At 49.9% G+C, this 20,550-nt stretch carries 17 protein-coding genes and 1 pseudogene; 13 read left to right on the top strand and 5 right to left on the bottom strand.

The window, feature by feature from the left end; genetic code table 11:
• Positions 1-151 precede the first annotated feature (151 nt).
• Together metL and metB are read right to left on the bottom strand one after the other, a co-directional pair.
• Positions 152-2,584, bottom strand: coding sequence for a bifunctional aspartate kinase/homoserine dehydrogenase II (gene metL / locus A9587_RS18390; protein ID WP_000110800.1), 2,433 nt, complete (start codon positions 2,582-2,584; stop codon positions 152-154).
• 2 nt (positions 2,585-2,586) lie between these two features.
• The gene (gene metB / locus A9587_RS18395; protein WP_038354996.1) at positions 2,587-3,747 is read right to left on the bottom strand and encodes a cystathionine gamma-synthase; all 1,161 of its coding nucleotides are present in this window, start codon (positions 3,745-3,747) and stop codon (positions 2,587-2,589) included.
• Between the two features lie 276 nt (positions 3,748-4,023).
• Between metB and metJ the strand changes: the two genes are divergently transcribed.
• Complete coding sequence (gene metJ / locus A9587_RS18400; RefSeq protein ID WP_000852812.1) at positions 4,024-4,341, top strand: met regulon transcriptional regulator MetJ; 318 nt, start codon at positions 4,024-4,026, stop codon at positions 4,339-4,341.
• A 209-nt stretch (positions 4,342-4,550) separates the two neighbouring features.
• A complete protein-coding gene (locus tag A9587_RS18405; RefSeq protein ID WP_001517521.1) occupies positions 4,551-5,159 on the top strand; it encodes a YiiX family permuted papain-like enzyme in 609 nt (202 codons plus the stop codon).
• A 33-nt stretch (positions 5,160-5,192) separates the two neighbouring features.
• On the opposite strand, the gene pgtP is transcribed toward A9587_RS18405, so the two are convergent.
• Positions 5,193-6,578: a phosphoglycerate transporter PgtP gene (pgtP, locus tag A9587_RS18410; RefSeq protein WP_000949936.1), complete on the bottom strand. Its 1,386-nt coding sequence runs from the start codon at positions 6,576-6,578 to the stop codon at positions 5,193-5,195.
• 361 nt (positions 6,579-6,939) lie between these two features.
• On the opposite strand from pgtP, the gene A9587_RS18415 reads away from it, so the two are divergent.
• The 4 genes from A9587_RS18415 to pgtA all read left to right on the top strand — a co-directional run bounded on the left by A9587_RS18415 (position 6,940) and on the right by pgtA (position 11,843).
• Positions 6,940-7,206 (top strand): hypothetical protein, encoded by a 267-nt coding sequence (locus A9587_RS18415; protein ID WP_105263839.1) that lies wholly within the window; start codon positions 6,940-6,942, stop codon positions 7,204-7,206.
• 157 nt (positions 7,207-7,363) lie between these two features.
• Positions 7,364-8,596, top strand: coding sequence for an ABC transporter substrate-binding protein (locus A9587_RS18420; RefSeq protein ID WP_061090963.1), 1,233 nt, complete (start codon positions 7,364-7,366; stop codon positions 8,594-8,596).
• A complete protein-coding gene (locus A9587_RS18425; RefSeq protein ID WP_236942012.1) occupies positions 8,533-10,560 on the top strand; it encodes an ATP-binding protein in 2,028 nt (675 codons plus the stop codon). Before A9587_RS18420 ends, A9587_RS18425 begins: the two co-directional genes overlap by 64 nt.
• 2 nt (positions 10,561-10,562) lie before the next feature.
• On the top strand, positions 10,563-11,843 hold the full coding sequence (gene pgtA / locus A9587_RS18430) for a two-component system response regulator PgtA (protein ID WP_000132598.1): 1,281 nt from the start codon (positions 10,563-10,565) through the stop codon (positions 11,841-11,843).
• 70 nt (positions 11,844-11,913) lie between these two features.
• On the opposite strand, the gene rpmE is transcribed toward pgtA, so the two are convergent.
• The gene (rpmE, locus tag A9587_RS18435) at positions 11,914-12,126 is read right to left on the bottom strand and encodes a 50S ribosomal protein L31 (RefSeq protein ID WP_000710770.1); all 213 of its coding nucleotides are present in this window, start codon (positions 12,124-12,126) and stop codon (positions 11,914-11,916) included.
• Between the two features lie 203 nt (positions 12,127-12,329).
• Between rpmE and priA the strand changes: the two genes are divergently transcribed.
• From priA to rraA, 7 genes are all read left to right on the top strand, one after another.
• Entirely contained in the window at positions 12,330-14,528 is a 2,199-nt protein-coding gene (gene priA, locus A9587_RS18440) for a primosomal protein N' (RefSeq protein WP_105263841.1), read from the top strand.
• Positions 14,529-14,719: 191 nt separating this feature from the next.
• Positions 14,720-15,712, top strand: a complete 993-nt coding sequence (cytR, locus tag A9587_RS18445) for a DNA-binding transcriptional regulator CytR (protein ID WP_194245949.1) — start codon at positions 14,720-14,722, stop codon at positions 15,710-15,712.
• A 91-nt stretch (positions 15,713-15,803) separates the two neighbouring features.
• Entirely contained in the window at positions 15,804-16,763 is a 960-nt protein-coding gene (ftsN, locus tag A9587_RS18450) for a cell division protein FtsN (RefSeq protein ID WP_000068823.1), read from the top strand.
• 92 nt (positions 16,764-16,855) lie between these two features.
• On the top strand, positions 16,856-17,386 hold the full coding sequence (gene hslV, locus A9587_RS18455; protein ID WP_000208242.1) for an ATP-dependent protease subunit HslV: 531 nt from the start codon (positions 16,856-16,858) through the stop codon (positions 17,384-17,386).
• A 9-nt stretch (positions 17,387-17,395) separates the two neighbouring features.
• The gene (hslU, locus tag A9587_RS18460; RefSeq protein WP_001293343.1) at positions 17,396-18,727 is read left to right on the top strand and encodes an HslU--HslV peptidase ATPase subunit; all 1,332 of its coding nucleotides are present in this window, start codon (positions 17,396-17,398) and stop codon (positions 18,725-18,727) included.
• 66 nt (positions 18,728-18,793) lie between these two features.
• Positions 18,794-19,720, top strand: a complete 927-nt coding sequence (menA, locus tag A9587_RS18465) for a 1,4-dihydroxy-2-naphthoate polyprenyltransferase (RefSeq protein ID WP_016262743.1) — start codon at positions 18,794-18,796, stop codon at positions 19,718-19,720.
• 92 nt (positions 19,721-19,812) lie between these two features.
• Complete coding sequence (gene rraA, locus A9587_RS18470; protein ID WP_000872908.1) at positions 19,813-20,298, top strand: ribonuclease E activity regulator RraA; 486 nt, start codon at positions 19,813-19,815, stop codon at positions 20,296-20,298.
• Positions 20,299-20,333: 35 nt separating this feature from the next.
• Here the strand turns inward: rraA and A9587_RS18475 are convergent.
• A pseudogene (locus A9587_RS18475) lies at positions 20,334-20,550 on the bottom strand (IS4 family transposase); the annotation flags it as partial.

The following is a 20,550-nucleotide window of genomic DNA, read 5'->3' on the forward strand; positions in this document are numbered from 1 at the left end:
TACAGATGCAGGCTGACAACGTACTTATTGCTTCTTGCCGGATGTAGCGCAAACGCTTCATCCGGCCTATAACCAAATGATAAATCAATATATTTAGTTAGAAACCATAGACACGAAAACATGTGTACCAGGCATTATTAGATTCCTGAAATTACAACAACTGCGCCAGGCGGTTAATATCCGACTGAATCGCCCCGGCGGTGACGTCGCGCCCAGCGCCTGGCCCACGGATCACCAGCGGGTTATCGCGATACCAGCGGCTTTCGATGGCAAAGACGTTATCGCACGGCAGCAGTGATGCCAGCGGATGGTCTTCACGCACCGCTTCTACACCAACACGCGCTTTGCCATTGGCATCGAAACGCGCCACGTAGCGCAGCACCAGCCCCATTTCGCGGGCGGCTTCCAGTCGTTGCACCATCTGCTCATTCAGTTCATCGCCGTTTTCAAAGAAGTGGTCGATGCTGCCGCCTTCACAATGTGCTGGCACCAGCGACTCCACGCGCACCTGGTCCGGTTCAATGTTGTAACCCGCTTCACGCGCCAGAATCACCAGTTTGCGCATCACGTCTTTACCGGAAAGGTCATCACGCGGGTCAGGCTCGGTTAAGCCCTGTTGCCACGCCTGATCCACCAGTTCGGTAAACGGCACGCTGCCGTCGAATTGCAGGAACAGCCAGGAGAGCGTGCCGGAGAAGATCCCGCTGATCGACAAAATAGTGTCGCCGCTGTCGATCAGATCGCGCACAGTGTGGTTGATCGGCAAGCCCGCGCCGACGGTAGCGTTATACAACCAGTGACGTCCGGTCTTTTCGAAAGCGTCGTGGATCTGGCGATATTTGTTGCTGTCGCTGGCTCCCGCCAGTTTGTTGGCGCTGATAACGTGGAAACCGTGACTGGCGAAATCGAGATACTGGTCAGCAAGCTGCTGACTGGCGGTAACGTCCAGCACCACTAAATCATCATACGGATGGGCGCGCATCCACAGGAACAGCGACTCTTCATCCTGCTCGACGGCTTCATCATTGAAGAAGGCTAACGCGCGGCTGGCGTCCAGGCCATCATAGCTCAACAGGCTGCGGCGGCTGTCCACCACGCCTGCCAGCACAAACTCAAATCCGGTACGCGCCGAGAGCGTACTTTGCTCACGAGAGAACAGTTCCAGCCAACGCGAACCGATATTGCCCTTACCGAACAGGACCAGGCCGATGCGTTTTTCCGCGCGGAAGACGGACTGATGCAGTCCCTGAATAAGGCTTTCGGTCGGGCCGGTGCGTAGTACTGCCACCAGACTGATACCGTCATCCGACTGCCAGGTAAATTCGACCGGCTGACCTTTCAGTTGCTGCCAGAAACGGTGGCAATGCAGTGGGTTACGGGTGACACCTGCGCCTACCATCGCTACCAACGCCAGCCCCTGACGCAGACGCAGTTCGCCTGGCAATCCTGCTTCATCGAGAATTTTCAGGGCGCTATCAGCCACTTCGGAGGTGTAGCAAAATTGCAGCAACTGGCGATCGTTATGCACGCCAACTGCCAGCGGACGCACCTGAGCACGTTTCAAAATCTGGTCGATTTCTTTATGTGCCAGTTTGAAATCCTGGCGGGTTGGCACCTGAAACTCAATCAAACAGACATCGTCGTGGCTGGTGACAATTCGCGCACCAGTGCCGGAAGCCAGTACACGTTCAATACGCGTAGAACCTTGATCCGGCGTATAGCTACAGCGCAGTTGCAGGTCGATTTCGCTACCAGAAACGGGCTGTAAGGTACGGGCGTGGAGAACAGGGGCTGCCAGACGCGCCAGTTCGCTGGCTTCATCAAGACGCAGCAATGGCAGCAGACAGGCATCTTTCACTTTGCGCGGGTCGGCGCTGTATACCCCGGCGACATCGCTCCAAATAGTTACGCGGGAAACACCCGCCAGCGCACCGATTTGGGTGGCGGAATAGTCGGAACCGTTACGCCCCAGCAGTACCGTTTCACCGGCGTTGTTACGGCTGATAAACCCGGTCACAACCAGACGTTTGCCCGGATGCTGCACCAGCAATTGTTGCAGCAACGGATAAGACAGACCTTCATCAACCTGCGGTTGTGCGGCGCGTTCAGCGCGTAAAAATTCACGGGCATCGAGCCAGGCCGCAGGCAATCCTTGTTGGTTAAGCACCGCAGACATCAAACGCGCCGACCACACTTCACCGTGGCCTACCACTTCCGCATATACTGCGTCGGTGATACCGCTGTCGAGCTGCGCCGCCAGACGTTCCAGATCGCTGACAAAGGCGCTGATGAGGCTATCGGCTTCTTCGGCGGGTAACAGGCCGCTAATCAGATCGCACTGATAACGACGTAGCGTTTGTTGAACCTGATGCGCAGAGAGACGATCGGTCTGGCTTAGTTTCAACCAGTTAATCAACTGGTTAGTGGTGCTACCCGCGGCGGAAACCACCATCATATCGTCGGGCTGAGAGTACTCCGCCATAATGCCCGCAACACGCAAATAACACTTCACATCAGCCAGACTACTGCCACCAAATTTATGCAGTTGACGACCTTTCGCCCCTGCCTGCGCAATCACACTCATTTTTACCCCTTGTTTGCAGCCCGGAAGCCATTTTCCAGGTCGGCAATTAAATCTTCGCCATCTTCAATACCGGTGGAGATACGCAACAGCGTCTCGGAGATCCCGGCGGCAGCACGCGCTTCTGGTGCCATGCCTGCGTGTGTCATGGTTGCGGCGTGAGAGATTAAACTTTCCACTCCCCCTAATGATTCCGCCAGCGTAAATAACGACAGCCCGCCCAGGAAGCGACGCAGCATTTGCTCATCACCATCCAGTTCAAAACTCAACATTGCGCCAAAGCCTTTTTGCTGACGCACGGCAATTTCATGCCCCTGATTTTCCGGCAGCGACGGGTGATAAAGTTTTTTCACCAGCGGTTGGGTTTGCAGATATTTCACAATCGCCTGCGCGTTGCGCTGAGCCAGGTCCATACGCGGAACCAGAGTTCGCAGACCACGCAGCAACAAATAACTGTCAAACGCACCACCCGTCACGCCAATATTGTTTGCCCACCAGGCCAGTTCGGTGACCACATCCGGATCTTTAGCAATCACCACGCCAGCCACTACGTCAGAGTGGCCATTCAGATATTTCGTACATGAATGCAACACCAGATCGGCACCCAATGCCAGCGGATTTTGTAATGCCGGGCTTAAGAAGGTGTTATCCACCACGCTCACCGCCCCAACTTCCCTTGCCAGATGGCAGATTTTCGCAATATCCACGACGCGTAACAATGGATTACTGGGGCTTTCTACCAACACCAGTTTGGGCTTTTCTGCCAGTGCCGCTTGTAATGCCTGCTCATCACCTTGATCAACAAACAGCACGCGATAACAACCACGTTTCGCCAGACTGTCGAACAGACGATAGCTGCCGCCGTAACAATCGTGCGGCGCAACCAACAGATCGCCCGGCTTCAAAAAGACGGTAGTCACCAGATGGATGGCTGACATGCCGGTATTAGTAAGCACCGCGCCAGCGCCACCTTCCAGTTCTGCCAGCGCACGCTGCACGACATCGCGCGTCGGGTTGCCGCGACGCGAGTAATCATGCGCACGCGGTTCATTAAATCCGGTAAAATTATAGGTGCTGGAAAGATGGATCGGTGGGACAACGCAACCATACTGTTCGTCGTCATTTAACCCGCTACGCACTGCGATGGTGGCCTGTTTACGCGTCATGTGATGAAGTTCCCTGGGCTGAGTCGGTGAAAAGACAGGCACCAGAGTAAACATTGCGTTAATGGACGTCAATACATCTGGACATCTAAACTTCTTTGCGTATAGATTGAGCAAATCAGAAATTGCCGTTAAAATTACATGCATTATCACGCTGACAGGCGCATTACACGATGTCACGGTAGCGCCTGTACGGTAAACTATGCGGGTTTATGACCAGTAACCTTATTAATTGTACGGTCTGGTCTCAATTTATTGACGAAGAGGATTAAGTATCTCATGGCTGAATGGAGCGGCGAATATATCAGCCCATACGCTGAGCACGGCAAGAAGAGTGAACAAGTCAAAAAGATTACGGTTTCCATTCCTCTTAAGGTGTTAAAAATCCTCACCGATGAGCGCACGCGTCGTCAGGTGAATAACCTGCGTCACGCTACCAACAGCGAACTGCTGTGTGAAGCGTTTCTGCATGCCTTTACCGGGCAACCGCTGCCGGATGATGCCGATCTGCGTAAAGAGCGCAGCGACGAAATCCCGGAAGCGGCAAAAGAGATCATGCGTGAGATGGGGATTAACCCGGAGACGTGGGAATACTAAAGCGGAAAAGAGCGGCGTGGGGAGTGCTGCCAAAGGCAAAATCGCCTGATGCGCTACGCTTATCAGGCCTACGTCATATTGCAATCTATTGAATTTGCACGAACTTGTAGGCCGGATAAGGCGTTCACGCCGCATCCGGCATAAACAACAAGCACGTTGTCAGCGGCTCAGATCTAACCCACCGCCTTTTTATACATGGACGTTTAACGATGAAAATCAGGCTACTCATCCCCAGCCTGCTGGTTTCTGCGCCAGCCTTTGCCTGGCAGCCACAAACCGGCGACATCATCTTTCAGATCTCTCGCTCATCGCAAAGTAAAGCGATCCAACTGGCGACCCATTCCGATTACAGCCATACCGGTATGCTGGTGATACGCAATAAAAAGCCCTACGTCTTTGAAGCCGTCGGCCCGGTGAAATACACCCCGCTGAAGCAGTGGATCGCCCACGGTGAAAAGGGCAAATACATTGTGCGCCGTGTTGAAGGCGGGCTGAATACCGAACAACAGCAAAAACTGGCGCAAGCGACAAAACGTTATCTTGGTCAACCATATGACTTCAGCTTCTCGTGGAGCGACGATCGCCAGTATTGTTCAGAAGTGGTGTGGAAGGTGTATCAGAACGCGCTGGGAATGAGCGTGGGCGAGCAGCAAAAACTGAAAGAGTTCGATCTTAGCAACCCGCTGGTCCAGGCGAAGCTCAAAGAACGCTACGGCAAAAATATCCCGCTTGAAGAAACGGTGGTTTCACCACAGGCCGTTTTCGATGCGCCACAACTCACTACCGTCGCTAAAGAATGGCCGCTGTTTTCCTGGTAATGGGCCAATCACCTCGTGACTGGCCCCCAAAATCTAATTTTTATTGGTCTGAAGCTCTTGCGAAAACGCAGCCACGTCATTTTGACGCTGTCGTTCCATAGCGACCGCGCCAAAGTGCGTTAGCGTACAGAAAATAATGCAACAGATAACACCAGCAAGCAGAAGATAAAAACCGCCATCCCAACCTACCTGATCGACCATAACACCAAACAAACTTGTACCAAGCGTTGCGCCAAGAATATAACTCATAAAACCACGCAAACCGACTGCGGAACCCACGGCAAAACTGGGGACAATTTCCATTGTCTGCACAGAAGCCAGGAACTGCGGAACATAGATAAGGCAGCCTACGCAAGCAGCAAAAATGGTAATAGAGAGCAGAGAGTCGCTTTTCCAGTAGCCCAGCAGGCAGAAGAAAATCAATACCATACTGATAATCGCGGGTGGCATACGGCGACCATGAAATAATTTATCACTCAACCAGCCAGCAAATAACGTCGTTGGAATAGCCGCCCATTCAAAAATTAAAAATGCCGTGCTCATTTCAGTCTTCGTAAAATGTTTCACGCTTAACAGGTAAATGGGCAACCAACTGATAATTCCGAAACGCACCATATAGACAAAAACATCAACGAAAGAGACGAACCATGCATTCTTGTTTTTTAGCACATAGGTACAAAAAATTTGCCAGGCAGTCATATCTTCTGGCGCACGATCATCTTTTGCTTTAATGCTGACGTCGTCCGGAACAATTTCGCTTAATGGTGGTAAACCTTCACTTACGGGAGAACCTTTACCTGTCATCAGCACGACTATAGCAATGACAACTGATACAATCGCTGGAACAACATACGTTGCTATTTTCCAGTGTTCAGTACCCAATACGGCAAATGCACCACCAACAATCGGAGCAACAATACCACCCCCCACATTGTGCGAAATATTCCAGACCGCACCGACGATGCCCCGTTCTTTACGAGGGAACCAGTTGGCTATTGTAATAAACGAAGGGCCAACGCCCATCCCTTGAAAGAGGCCATTCAGAATGACAAGTCCCGCAAACATCCAAAAAGCAAAACTAAAACCAAGCGCCACGTTAACGAGGGCGCAAAGAACTAAACCCACAGCCATATAGACTTTAGGATTAGCTTTGTCTGCCAGGCTACTCATTACCCCTTTACTAATACCATAGGCGATTAGCATACAACTGCTAAGTAGCCCTATTTGAGTCGCAGACAGATTAAGATCTTGTTTTAAATAAGGTGTGGAGAGAACAAAGTTATTCCTGACAATATAATACGAAAGATAACCGATAAACACGCTAAATAGCGCCTGCATACGATAACGATTATAGGTATTCTTTATTTCACTTTCAGGAACCTTATGTGTTGCCACTTGAGGTTTCAATAGAGAAAGCATACATCACCTTCCAGTTCATAGAGTTATTTTAAACAGCAATGCTAGTTGCTACTCTCTGATGAGTATTTCAAAAGCCCTTGCTTCATTGGTTTTGAAGATAGTGAAGCAAGAGAGTTTAAGTTACAATACAAGGCAAATGAGTCAAAATTGACTCAAAAATACAAATATCATGTTCCATTTCTTTCCCATTTTCACATCCCAAAATAGAATTCGGCTCTTATTTAAGTCTTAACGGGTTACAACAGCCCCAATATAAAAATAATTCCTTTTATTAATTTTTTCAGTTTTTGATGTCAGTCACATATTTTGTATCTATACACGTGATCATTGAAGATACTTGATTTTACCCTATCGGAGGATCATGCTGCGCAACATGAAAGTTTTCATCACCGCTCAACAACAAGGAGGACTTAAACATTTTCATGATATCCTTCATGACAAGCACATTTGCGCTCGAATTAAAGCCATTCTTCCGGCGCATGAAGGCTGGCGCAAAGAAGCAATAGAATCCGGTCATAACCTGAATCCGATAGCGCAAGTGTGGAAATTAATTACCGAGCATACCCATAACAACCGCTATTTCCGCAAGATACACGTGTTCAGAGGTGCAATATTGATCTTTTTTTAACAAACGCTTCCGGATATAGTGACGCTGGCTACATCCAAATTAATGATAATTTCCGATACTGACACAAGTGTCTTGCTGTTCATTGAGTATATTAGCGAACGGATAATGATATGAATTACAGCGTAAGAGTTTTTCTCTCGTTAATAGGATTTTTGACATGATTCGTATTATACAACGAACACTAATCTGTTGGCTTTTATGCGTCAACGTCACCTCAGCACAAGAGCTGGTGATTGCTACAACGCTTTCTTCGGAAGCGACAGAGCACATTATCAGTCAATGGCAAAAGCAACCCCTGGCAACCCAAATCCGAACACTCAACCGAACCAGTGCATCCATTGAGCGCCTGCTTGAAAATCCATTGGGTGAAAATATTGATCTGGTATTGAGTTCATCCCCCATGTTGCTACAGCGATTACAAAGTAAAAACCTGCTCCAGCCATTTAATAATCAGATAGAAACAAGCAGAAAGTTAGTCCCCGCCTCTATTCGGTCAACCACCGTTGCAGTTGCAGTATCGGGCTATGGCATCCTGATCAATGTAGCGCATCTGGAAGATAAAAATGAGCCAGTACCTACTTCATGGAAGGAATTAAGCAGGTCACGTTATCAAGGAACCTTATTAATGAGTAGCCCTTCGCGTTCAGATACCACTCATCTGATGATTGAAGATCTCCTGCAACAACAAGGATGGAATAACGGCTGGAGCACACTACTGAAAATAGGCGGCAATCTCGCGACCATTTCATCACGTAGTTTCGGTGTAGCAAATAAGATCAGCACAGGGTTGGGAGACGCTGGTCCGATAATCGACAATTACGCTAACGTACTGCTTAATAATTCAACCTTACGTTTCAGTTATTTCCCAAACTCTCGCGCAGCACCTATGTTTATTGCTATCACAAACGGCAGTGAACATTCACAGGAGGCGGGTCGTTTTATTAATTTCTTATTGAGCCCGGAAGGACAACAAGCATTGAGCGATTCTGACTCAGGAAAATATCCGGTATACCCACTGCCCTCCGGCACTCCTCTCGCGGAGCAACAACTACGATTATTTTCCTCCCCTTCCCTTGATTATCCGTTGATTATGCAACGCCAAAAGCTCGTGCAATTGTTATTTGATAATGCGATTACTTTTCGCCTTACCGAACTTCAAAACACCTGGAAATCATTATATGCCGCAGAACATCGGCTTAAGCGTAAATTGCCAGATGTGCGCGCATTATTAACAGCCGTTCCTGTTACCCCACAACAGGCTATTAATTCCATGTATCTGCAGCAATTCGAACTGCAATCAGGCTTTCGTGAAGCTCAGATCATGGCATGGCAGCAGTTTTTCCTGCATCAACAGCAATTAGTGAACATGCAACTCGAGTCATTAAAGTGAAACAACTACATACTATAGGGACGAGCTTACGCCTCGCCTTTGTTTTTAGTGCCGTTCTTACGCTATTCGTTAGCGTAGTTAGCCTCTATTCGTGGTATGAACAAAATTCTCAGGTTCGCTACGCGCTTGATGATTATTTCCCGCGGATTCAGGCTTCATTTCTTTTTGAAGAAAACCTTACCGCATTGGTAAATGAATTCAATGAGCTACAACAGACAACCAATACCGTTAATCGTCTTCAGGTGAGGGAACAAATTGAACAACGGCTACAAAAAATTAAGGCCATTAATCCCCATCTTGATTCAGTACATCAAAATGCGCTTAACCAACAGGTTGCCAGTAGTCACAGATTGCTTAGCAAGCTCGATAGCGCGGTGAATAACAACAATCAAGAAAAAGGAAAACTCGACGTTATATCCTCAAGAGTTAACTGGTTACATGATGATTTCAATAATGAGCTTAACTCTCTGACTCAGGATTTAAGTTGGCAACAATCGTCGTTGCTCAATCAACTCAGCCAACGAAAAGATCTGCACGAAAATCAGGATTTGCAAAATGCTCAACAAACTATTCAAAAAGAATTACAACTTGTTTTCGAACTTTCACATATAGAAACCCAGATCGTCAGCACACTAAAGGAGATGCTTAACACACATAGTGGAGATATAGATTCGTTAAAACAACATATTCAATACCTGAATTTTTTGAAGCACAGCATTGACGAAAATGTGAGATCGTTATCGTCTTATTCCAGTACCATCACATTACATCAGACGGTTTATTCCTTGTGGGAGCTTGGTACTCAACAAAATTATCTGCCCGGAACCCTCGCTGCCTGGCAGCAAGCTCAACAGACCCTCATGAGTACTATCGGGGATAAAGAGCGTGTATTTACGCAAATACGCAACCAATTAGAAACTCAATTAGGAAATAGCCATCAACAACTACAAACATTCAATCTACGATTGGAAAAAATAATGCAAATCAGCGGGCTACTGATTTTGTCGGCTATGGTTACCGCCTTGCTGTTCGTCATTCTGGTAAATTACCTCTACATTCGTCCCAGAATGATCCGCCGATTTCAGTTACTGAATAATGCCGTCGTCAAGTTAAGCAATGGTGAACTCGATGCTGATATCCCTGTCTCCGGCAACGATGAACTTGGGAGAATTGCCAACCTGCTCCGCCAGACCATTGAACAAATTAATCAACAACAACGTCAACTGGAGCAGGAAATATGCGATCGAATAGCGACTGAAAAAAACCTTCGTACTGCACAAAGTGAATTGATCCAAACCGCAAAACTGGCCGTAGTCGGGCAGACAATGACAACACTGGCACATGAAATTAATCAACCACTTAATGCATTATCTATGTATCTGTTCAGTGCCAACCGCGCTTTAGAACAGCAAGACGTTGGTTTGGTAAAAAATTATATCGTCACTATGCGATCGCTGGTCGAACGCATGGATAACATCGTTAAACGACTGCGCAACTTCGCCCGCCGTCGTGATAGTGAATTAGCTGGCGGCGCAATCAATTTACAGCAGGTAATTTATTCATCCTGGGAACTTCTGGCATTGAAACATCGACCACTGAAAGCCTCTCTTCACTACCCGGATCATTTCCCTGCTGTGTATGGCGATGATGTTTTAATTCAACAAGTTTTAGTTAATTTATTTACCAATGCCCTGGAAGCCTGTCTGGAAGAACCGCCCACAATAACCATTAACTTTGAAGAAGAAGCCACCACTGTAACGCTATATATTGCTGACAATGGAAAAGGCTGGCCTGTGCTTCTGGCTGATCGACTATTAACACCTTTTACCACTGACAAAGCTGTAGGTTTGGGTATTGGCCTTTCGATTAGTCATTCTATTATGCGTCAGTGCCAGGGAGAGTTACATATCGCGTCTACTCTCGACCACCATGCGCTGGTTATTCTACGTTTCAGGAAGCTTTAAGCATGACAGACACCCACCCAACAATACTGTTAATTGATGACGATAATGATGTTCTGCAAGCCTACAGCGCTCTCTTACAGCAAGAGGGTTATGTAGTATGTACCTGTAGCAACCCTTCAGAGGCCCTACAATTGCTGCAAAATACCTGGGAAGGCATCGTTGTGTGCGACGTTTGCATGCCAGATATTTCAGGCATTACGCTGCTGGAAAAAATAACGCTGATCGACCCTAATCTTCCTATTCTGATGATCACCGGTCATGGCGATGTTCCTATGGCCGTTGAAGCGGTAAAAAAGGGAGCGTGGGATTTCCTGCAAAAACCGGTCAATCCGGAACAATTTCTATCACTTATCGAAAAAGCACTGGCAGAGCGTGAAGCTTATCTGGAACAAAAAAAATGGCGACACACTCAGTTTAATCGACACTTAATCGGTAACAGCGGCTGGATCCGCCAGACACGCCAACAACTTGAAACGCTGGCAGAAACCGATCTTCCCGTCTGTTTTTACGGCGAACCGGGTACAGGGAGAACATTAGCTGCTCATTATCTTCATCAATTTAGTTCTCGCAAAGAAAGACCTTTAATTGAACGCACACTCAGCGCTAATAGTCAGCAACCGTTGGAAGAATGGGTGAAAGAGGCAGAAGGTGGCACGCTGTTATTAAAAGAACTTGAACATTTAACACAAGAAAATCAGCGTCTCTTGATTCAACTCCAGGAACGCCCACAGGATCGATCGTTTCGTCTGATGGTTGTTAATCAAAGCCCTCTGGCTGAACTGGCCGCCGCACAGAAAATCATTCCCGCATTGTATTTTCTTTTTTCACTCACCCACATTGAATGCCCACCACTAAGCCAACGACCGGGGGATATTGAACCTATTTTTCACCATTATCTGACACTCACCTGTAAACGATTAAATCGCCAACAGCCGTTGCTGGGAAAAACGTTTTATAAACGGCTGATGGCGCGTGCCTGGCCGGGTAATATCATTGAATTGGTGAATGCAGCAGAACTGGTTGCAGTAGGTGTTTTAATGCTGGACGATTCGGTCAATTTGCAGATGATGGAGACTGATCCAGCACCGCTGGATGAACGAGTAGAAAGTTATGAAAGACAAATAATTATTGATGCTCTCAACTTCCACCAGGGTCGTATAAACGACGTTGCAGATTACTTTCAGATACCCAGAAAAAAGCTGTATTTGCGCATGAAAAAATACGGTATCGATAAAATGGATTTTCGCGATGAAAGAAAAGATAAAAAAACACAAACTCAATGAGTTATGTTGCTGATGAAAGTTTTCAGGCACAAAAAAAGCGCCGTGCGGCGCTTTTTTCGGAAATCCGGTCTTATTTGCTGCCCGGGATGCTGAAACGCTTGTTGAAGCGATCAACACGGCCACCGGTAGCAACATCACGCTGTTTGCCAGTGAAGAACGGGTGGCACTTGCTGCACACGTCGAGGTTCAGGTCATGACCAACGGTGGAGCGGATTTTCATTACGTTACCGCAAGAGCAGCTAGCAGTAATTTCTTCGTATTTCGGGTGAATATCTTTTTTCATGGGAAAACCTCGGTTTAAGGCCGCGTCGCTCTTCCAGCCCTAACGCCAGACACCACGCGATGTTTAAAGTATAGTTTCAATACGATCATTTCGTATCAAAGGCGCCGAATCATACAGAAATTAACCAGCGTATGCAAACTGATCCGCACTCCTCTACGGCAATGTGTATACTGTTCCACCGAATTTCAAGTCAGGATGATGCTATGCCCGTTGCCCACGTTGCCTTGCCCGTTCCGCTCCCTCGTACCTTTGACTATCTGCTGCCTGAAGGCATGACGGTTAAAGCCGGGTGTCGCGTGCGCGTGCCGTTTGGCAAACAGCAAGAACGCATCGGGATTGTGGTGTCGATTAGCGACGTTAGCGAGTTGCCACTCAACGAACTGAAAGCGGTGGGAGAAGTGCTGGACAGTGAGCCGGTGTTTACTCACTCCGTCTGGCGATTACTGCTATGGGCGGCGGATTACTATCATCATCCGATTGGCGATGTGTTATTTCATGCCTTGCCGATTTTACTGCGCCAGGGGCGACCTGCGGCGAACACGCCAATGTGGTACTGGTTTGCCACCGAGCAGGGCCAGGCGGTGGATATCAACAGCCTGAAACGTTCGCCAAAACAGCAGCAAGCGCTGGCAGCATTGCGGCAAGGGAAAATCTGGCGCGACCAGGTCGCCACTCTCGAATTTAATGATGCCGCACTACAGGCGCTGCGCAAAAAAGGTTTGTGTGAACTGGCAAGCGAAACGCCAGAATTTAGCGACTGGCGAACGGGCTATGCCGTTTCTGGCGAACGTCTGCGGCTGAATACTGAACAAGCCACCGCCGTTGGCGCAATTCATAGCGCGGCCGATTCTTTTTCTGCCTGGCTGCTGGCGGGCGTCACCGGTTCCGGTAAAACGGAAGTCTATTTAAGCGTGCTGGAAAACGTTCTCAGCCAGGGCAAGCAGGCGCTGGTAATGGTGCCGGAAATCGGCCTGACACCGCAAACTATCGCCCGTTTTCGTGAACGATTTAACGCCCCCGTGGAAGTTCTGCATTCTGGTCTGAACGACAGCGAACGCCTTTCGGCGTGGCTGAAAGCGAAAAATGGCGAAGCAGCGATTGTGATTGGTACGCGTTCCGCACTGTTTACGCCATTTAAAAATCTCGGCGTGATTGTCATCGACGAAGAGCATGACAGTTCCTACAAGCAGCAGGAAGGCTGGCGCTATCATGCCCGAGACCTGGCGGTATATCGCGCGCACAGCGAGCAAATCCCGATCATTCTCGGTTCGGCAACGCCTGCATTGGAAACGCTATGCAACGTGCAACAGAAAAAATATCGCCTGCTGCGCCTGACACGTCGGGCGGGTAATGCGCGTCCGGCAATTCAACACGTGCTGGATTTAAAAGGTCAGAAGGTGCAGGCGGGGCTGGCTCCAGCGTTAATCAGTCGTATGCGCCAGCATTTACAGGCCGACAACCAGGTTATTCTCTTTCTTAATCGCCGTGGTTTTGCGCCTGCGCTGCTGTGCCACGACTGCGGCTGGATTGCCGAATGCCCACGTTGCGATCACTACTACACGCTGCATCAGGCACAGCAACATCTGCGCTGCCACCATTGCGATAGCCAGCGCCCGGTGCCGCGCCAGTGTCCGTCCTGCGGCTCTACGCACCTGATGCCGGTGGGGCTGGGCACTGAGCAGCTTGAACAGACGCTTGCGCCGATGTTCCCTGGTGTAGCCATTTCACGTATCGACCGCGACACCACCAGCCGTAAAGGCGCGCTGGAGCAGCAACTGGCGGAAGTGCATCGCGGTGGCGCGAGGATTTTGATTGGTACGCAAATGCTGGCGAAAGGTCACCACTTTCCGGATGTCACGCTTGTGGCGTTACTGGACGTCGATGGCGCGCTATTTTCTGCCGATTTTCGCTCAGCAGAACGTTTTGCCCAGCTTTACACTCAGGTCGCTGGTCGTGCGGGGCGTGCAGGTAAACAGGGTGAGGTGGTGCTGCAAACACACCATCCGGAACATCCTCTGTTGCAAACGTTGCTCTATAAAGGCTACGACGCCTTTGCCGAACAGGCGCTGGCCGAACGGCGAATGATGCAACTGCCACCGTGGACCAGCCATGTGATTGTGCGCGCAGAAGATCATAATAATCAGCACGCACCGCTGTTCCTGCAGCAGTTGCGCAATCTGATCCTCTCCAGTCCGCTGGCGGATGACAAACTGTGGGTTCTCGGCCCGGTTCCGGCACTGGCACCCAAACGAGGCGGTCGCTGGCGCTGGCAGATCTTGTTGCAACACCCTTCCCGCGTGCGCTTGCAGCACATCATTAATGGCACTCTGGCGCTTATCAACACAATACCGGATTCACGAAAAGTGAAATGGGTGCTGGATGTCGATCCCATTGAAGGCTAAACCGCTCACGATGCGAGGCGGATCGAAAAATTAAATATTCATCACACTTTTCATGAAAATTCTGTAACCGTTTTCACGCACTATCTGCTAAAAATGTTGCCGATATGAAGTAAACATGGATGTAGTACGCCTGACGTGCCAGGCGAGGAGTGAGTGTGAAAGCGAAGAAGAAGCAGGAAACTGCCGCAACCATGAAAGACGTTGCCCTGAAAGCAAAAGTCTCTACAGCGACCGTTTCCCGAGCATTGATGAATCCCGATAAAGTCTCCCTGGCCACTCGTAATCGGGTTGAAAAAGCCGCTCGGGAAGTGGGTTATTTACCACAGCCAATGGGACGTAACGTTAAGCGTAATGAGTCCCGTACAGTTCTGGTAATTGTCCCGGATATCTGTGATCCCTTCTTTAGCGAAATTATTCGCGGTATCGAAATTACGGCGGCAAGTCACGGATATCTGGTGCTGATTGGTGACTGCGCACATCAAAATCAGCAGGAAAAAACCTTTATCGATTTAATCATCACCAAGCAAATTGATGGCATGTTGCTGCTGGGTTCAAGGCTGCCGTTTGATGCCAGCATAGAGGAGCAACGTAATCTGCCGCCTATGGTGATGGCGAACGAATTTGCGCCGGAGCTGGAGCTGCCGACGGTTCATATCGACAACCTGACCGCGGCATTCGATGCGGTAAATTACCTGTATGAACAGGGACATAAACGGATTGGCTGTATTGCTGGTCCAGAAGAGATGCCGCTGTGTCACTATCGCCTGCAAGGCTACGTTCAGGCGCTGCGTCGCTGCGGAATTATGGTTGATCCGCAATATATCGCCCGAGGCGATTTCACCTTCGAAGCCGGAAGTAAAGCCATGCAACAGTTGCTCGACCTTCCGCAGCCGCCTACTGCCGTCTTCTGTCATAGCGATGTGATGGCGCTCGGCGCACTTTCACAGGCCAAACGTCAGGGGCTGAAAATCCCTGACGACCTTTCCATCATCGGTTTTGATAACATCGACCTGACGCAATTCTGTGATCCGCCGCTGACAACCATTGCGCAGCCGCGTTACGAAATCGGTCGGGAAGCTATGCTGTTATTGCTTGATCAAATGCAGGGGCAAACGGTCGGCAGTGGCTCACGTTTAATGGACTGCGAGCTTATTATCCGGGGATCGACGCGCACATTGACTTAAAGTAAACCTTTAAGACTTCCGTGACTGGTCAAAGGCCCGCCGCTTAAGTAACATGGCGGGCTGACGAACGAATAAATACAGCGAAACGATAGTGGCACAACGAGATTATGTACGCCGCAGCCAACCGGCACCTTCGCGGCGAAAAAAGAGCACCTCACGGAAAAAGCAACGAAATCTGCCTGCGGTTTCTCCCGCAATGGTCGCTATTGCTGCCGCCGTTCTTGTGACCTTTATCGGTGGTCTGTACTTCATTACGCATCACAAGAAAGAAGAGTCCGAGACGCTGCAAAGCCAGAAAGTGACCGGAAATGGACTACCTCCGAAACCGGAAGAACGCTGGCGTTACATAAAAGAGCTGGAAAGTCGCCAGCCTGGTGTGCGTGCGCCAACAGAACCTTCTGCCGGTGGTGAAGTGAAAACGCCGGAACAACTGACACCGGAACAGCGCCAGCTTCTTGAGCAAATGCAGGCCGATATGCGCCAGCAGCCAACGCAGCTAATTGAAGTTCCGTGGAATGAGCAGACGCCGGAACAGCGCCAGCAAACGCTACAACGCCAGCGTCAGGCGCAGCAGTTAGCAGAACAGCAACGTCTGGCCCAGCAGCCACGTGCGACAGAACAAAGCTGGCAGCAACAGACACGTACTGCGCAAGCCGCGCCAGTACAGTCTCAGCCGCGGCAGTCTAAACCTGCGTCCACTCAGCAACCGTACCAGGATCTGCTGCAAACGCCTGCGCATACTGCTGCACAGCCGAAACCACAGCAGGCTGCGCCCGTTGCTCGTGCCGCAGACGCGCCAAAACCGACGGCAGAGAAAAAAGATGAACGCCGCTGGATGGTACAGTGCGGTTCGTTCAGAGGCGCGGAACAGGCAGAGACGGTACGTGCTCAACTGGCGTTCGAAGGTTTTGACTCGAAAATTACCACCAACAATGGCTGGAATCGTGTGGTCATTGGCCCGGTGAAAGGCAAAGAAAACGCAGACAACACCCTCAATCGTTTGAAGATGGCGGGTCACACAAACTGTATTCGGCTCGCCACCGGGGGTTGAAACCCTCAAAATCTCCCCCATCTATAATTGCATTATGCCCCGTACTTTTGTACGGGGTTTGTACTCTGTATTCGTAACCAAGGGGTCAGCTCGTGACAACTATAGTAAGCGTACGCCGTAACGGCCATGTGGTCATCGCTGGTGATGGCCAGGCCACGTTGGGCAATACCGTAATGAAAGGCAACGTGAAAAAGGTCCGCCGTCTGTACAACGACAAAGTCATCGCGGGCTTTGCGGGCGGTACTGCGGATGCTTTTACGCTGTTCGAACTGTTTGAACGTAAGCTGGAAATGCATCAGGGCCATCTGGTTAAAGCTGCCGTTGAACTGGCAAAAGACTGGCGTACCGATCGCATGTTGCGCAAACTTGAAGCACTGCTGGCGGTCGCGGACGAAACTGCATCGCTTATCATCACCGGTAACGGTGACGTTGTGCAGCCAGAAAACGATCTTATTGCTATCGGCTCCGGCGGCCCTTACGCCCAGGCGGCGGCGCGCGCGCTGTTAGAAAACACTGAACTTAGCGCCCGTGAAATTGCTGAAAAGGCGTTGGATATTGCAGGCGACATTTGCATCTATACCAACCATTTCCACACCATCGAAGAATTAAGCTACAAAGCGTAAGGATCTCCCATGTCTGAAATGACCCCACGCGAAATCGTCAGCGAACTGGATAAGCACATCATCGGCCAGGATAACGCTAAGCGTTCTGTGGCGATTGCACTGCGTAACCGCTGGCGTCGCATGCAGCTCAACGAAGAGCTGCGCCATGAAGTGACCCCAAAAAACATCCTGATGATCGGCCCGACCGGCGTCGGTAAAACTGAAATCGCCCGTCGTCTGGCGAAGCTGGCGAATGCGCCGTTCATCAAAGTTGAAGCCACCAAATTCACCGAAGTGGGCTATGTCGGTAAGGAAGTGGATTCTATTATTCGCGATCTGACCGATGCCGCCGTGAAAATGGTACGCGTCCAGGCTATCGAGAAAAACCGTTATCGCGCTGAAGAACTGGCAGAAGAGCGCATTCTCGACGTGCTAATCCCTCCGGCCAAAAACAACTGGGGACAGACCGAACAGCAGCAGGAACCGTCTGCAGCACGTCAGGCATTCCGCAAAAAACTGCGTGAAGGCCAGCTCGATGACAAAGAAATCGAGATCGATCTTGCCGCAGCACCGATGGGCGTTGAAATTATGGCACCTCCGGGAATGGAAGAGATGACCAGCCAGTTGCAGTCTATGTTCCAGAACCTGGGTGGTCAGAAGCAAAAAGCGCGTAAGCTGAAAATCAAAGACGCCATGAAGCTGCTGATTGAAGAAGAAGCGGCGAAACTGGTGAACCCGGAAGAGCTGAAGCAAGACGCTATCGATGCCGTTGAACAACACGGGATCGTGTTTATCGACGAAATCGACAAAATCTGTAAGCGCGGCGAATCTTCCGGTCCGGATGTTTCTCGTGAAGGCGTTCAGCGCGACCTGCTACCACTGGTAGAAGGTTGCACCGTTTCCACTAAACACGGGATGGTCAAAACTGACCACATTCTGTTTATCGCTTCTGGTGCGTTCCAGATTGCTAAACCGTCTGACCTGATCCCGGAACTGCAAGGTCGTCTGCCGATCCGCGTTGAGTTGCAGGCACTGACCACCAGCGACTTCGAGCGTATTCTGACCGAACCGAATGCCTCTATCACCGTGCAGTACAAAGCACTGATGGCGACTGAAGGCGTAAACATTGAGTTCACCGACTCCGGTATTAAGCGCATCGCGGAAGCCGCATGGCAGGTGAACGAATCTACCGAAAACATCGGTGCACGTCGTTTACATACCGTTCTGGAGCGTTTGATGGAGGAGATCTCCTACGACGCCAGCGATTTAAGCGGTCAAACTATCATCATTGACGCAGATTATGTGAGCAAACATCTGGATGCGTTGGTGGCAGATGAAGATCTGAGCCGTTTTATCCTATAATCGCGTTCAATCATTTTCATCATTGTTTGATGGGGCTGAAAGGCCCCATTTTTATTGGCGCGTATTATGACTGAACAACAAATTAGCCGAACTCAGGCGTGGCTGGAAAGTTTACGACCTAAAACCCTCCCCCTCGCCTTTGCTGCAATTATCGTCGGGACGGCGCTGGCATGGTGGCAAGGTCACTTCGATCCGCTGGTCGCTCTGCTGGCACTGATTACCGCCGGGCTGTTACAGATCCTCTCTAACCTCGCCAATGATTACGGTGATGCCGTTAAAGGCAGCGACAAACCTGACCGTATCGGACCACTACGCGGGATGCAAAAAGGGGTCATTACCCAGCAAGAGATGAAACGGGCGCTCATTATTACCGTCGTGCTCATCTGTCTCTCCGGGCTAGCACTGGTTGCAGTGGCGTGCCATACGCTGGCCGATTTTGTCGGTTTCCTGATTCTTGGCGGGTTGTCGATCATTGCCGCTATCACCTACACCGTGGGCAATCGTCCTTATGGTTATATTGGCCTTGGCGATATTTCCGTACTGGTGTTCTTTGGTTGGTTAAGCGTGATGGGGAGCTGGTATTTACAGGCGCATACCCTGATTCCGGCGTTGATCCTTCCGGCTACAGCATGTGGCCTGCTGGCTACTGCGGTACTGAACATTAATAATCTGCGTGATATCAATAGCGACCGCGAGAATGGCAAGAACACGCTGGCTGTACGCTTAGGTGAAGTGAACGCACGCCGTTACCATGCCTGTCTGCTGATGGGGTCACTGGTGTGCCTGGCACTGTTTAATCTCTTTTCGCTGCACAGCCCGTGGGGTTGGCTGTTCCTGCTGGCGGCACCGTTGTTAGTGAAACAAACCCGTTATGTGATGCGTGAAATGGACCCGGTGGCGATGCGTCCGATGCTGGAACGCACTGTTAAAGGGGCATTACTGACTAACCTGCTGTTTGTTTTGGGGATATTCCTAAGCCAGTGGGCAGCATAACTGACAAATATCAATTAACAATTGATGATTTTGCCAACAACCCACATAGCGCGATATACTGAAAATTCTCGCAGCAACTGAATGTTAAGCCTATGAAATACGATACTTCCGAGCTTTGTGACATCTATCAAGAAGATGTCAACGTCGTGGAACCGCTGTTCTCCAACTTTGGTGGACGGGCGTCGTTTGGCGGACAAATCATCACGGTAAAATGTTTCGAGGACAACGGGTTGCTGTACGATCTGCTCGAACAGAATGGCCGTGGTCGTGTTCTTGTCGTCGATGGCGGTGGTTCTGTTCGTCGCGCACTGGTCGATGCTGAACTGGCGCGTCTGGCGGTACAAAATGAATGGGAAGGCCTGGTCATTTATGGTGCAGTGCGCCAGGTAGATGATCTGGAAGAGCTGGATATCGGCATCCAGGCGATGGCCGCAATTCCGGTCGGTGCCGCTGGCGAAGGCATTGGTGAAAGCGATGTCCGCGTCAATTTTGGCGGCGTCACCTTCTTCTCCGGTGACCATCTCTATGCCGACAATACCGGGATTATTCTTTCTGAAGATCCGCTGGATATTGAATGATTAAAAAAGGCACCGCAAGGTGTAATGCCAGTCAGTTAAGCAACTGACTGGCTCTTTTTCGGGGCTGTGGGGTATTTCCAGGGCCTCTCCTTTACCACTCTCGGGAAGGCCCTTTCCCTTCTTGTCGGTAATTTCACAAGTTGTCCCATACTTGCAAGATCGCGCATCAGCTCCGGTATACGTCCCGGTGAAGCGCCCTGCAATGTCATCAGCATTCTCATCACCATTCCGCATGATTCTGAGAAACTCAGT

The organism is Escherichia sp. MOD1-EC6162 (genome assembly GCF_002965125.1).
Classification (GTDB): domain Bacteria; phylum Pseudomonadota; class Gammaproteobacteria; order Enterobacterales; family Enterobacteriaceae; genus Escherichia; species Escherichia marmotae.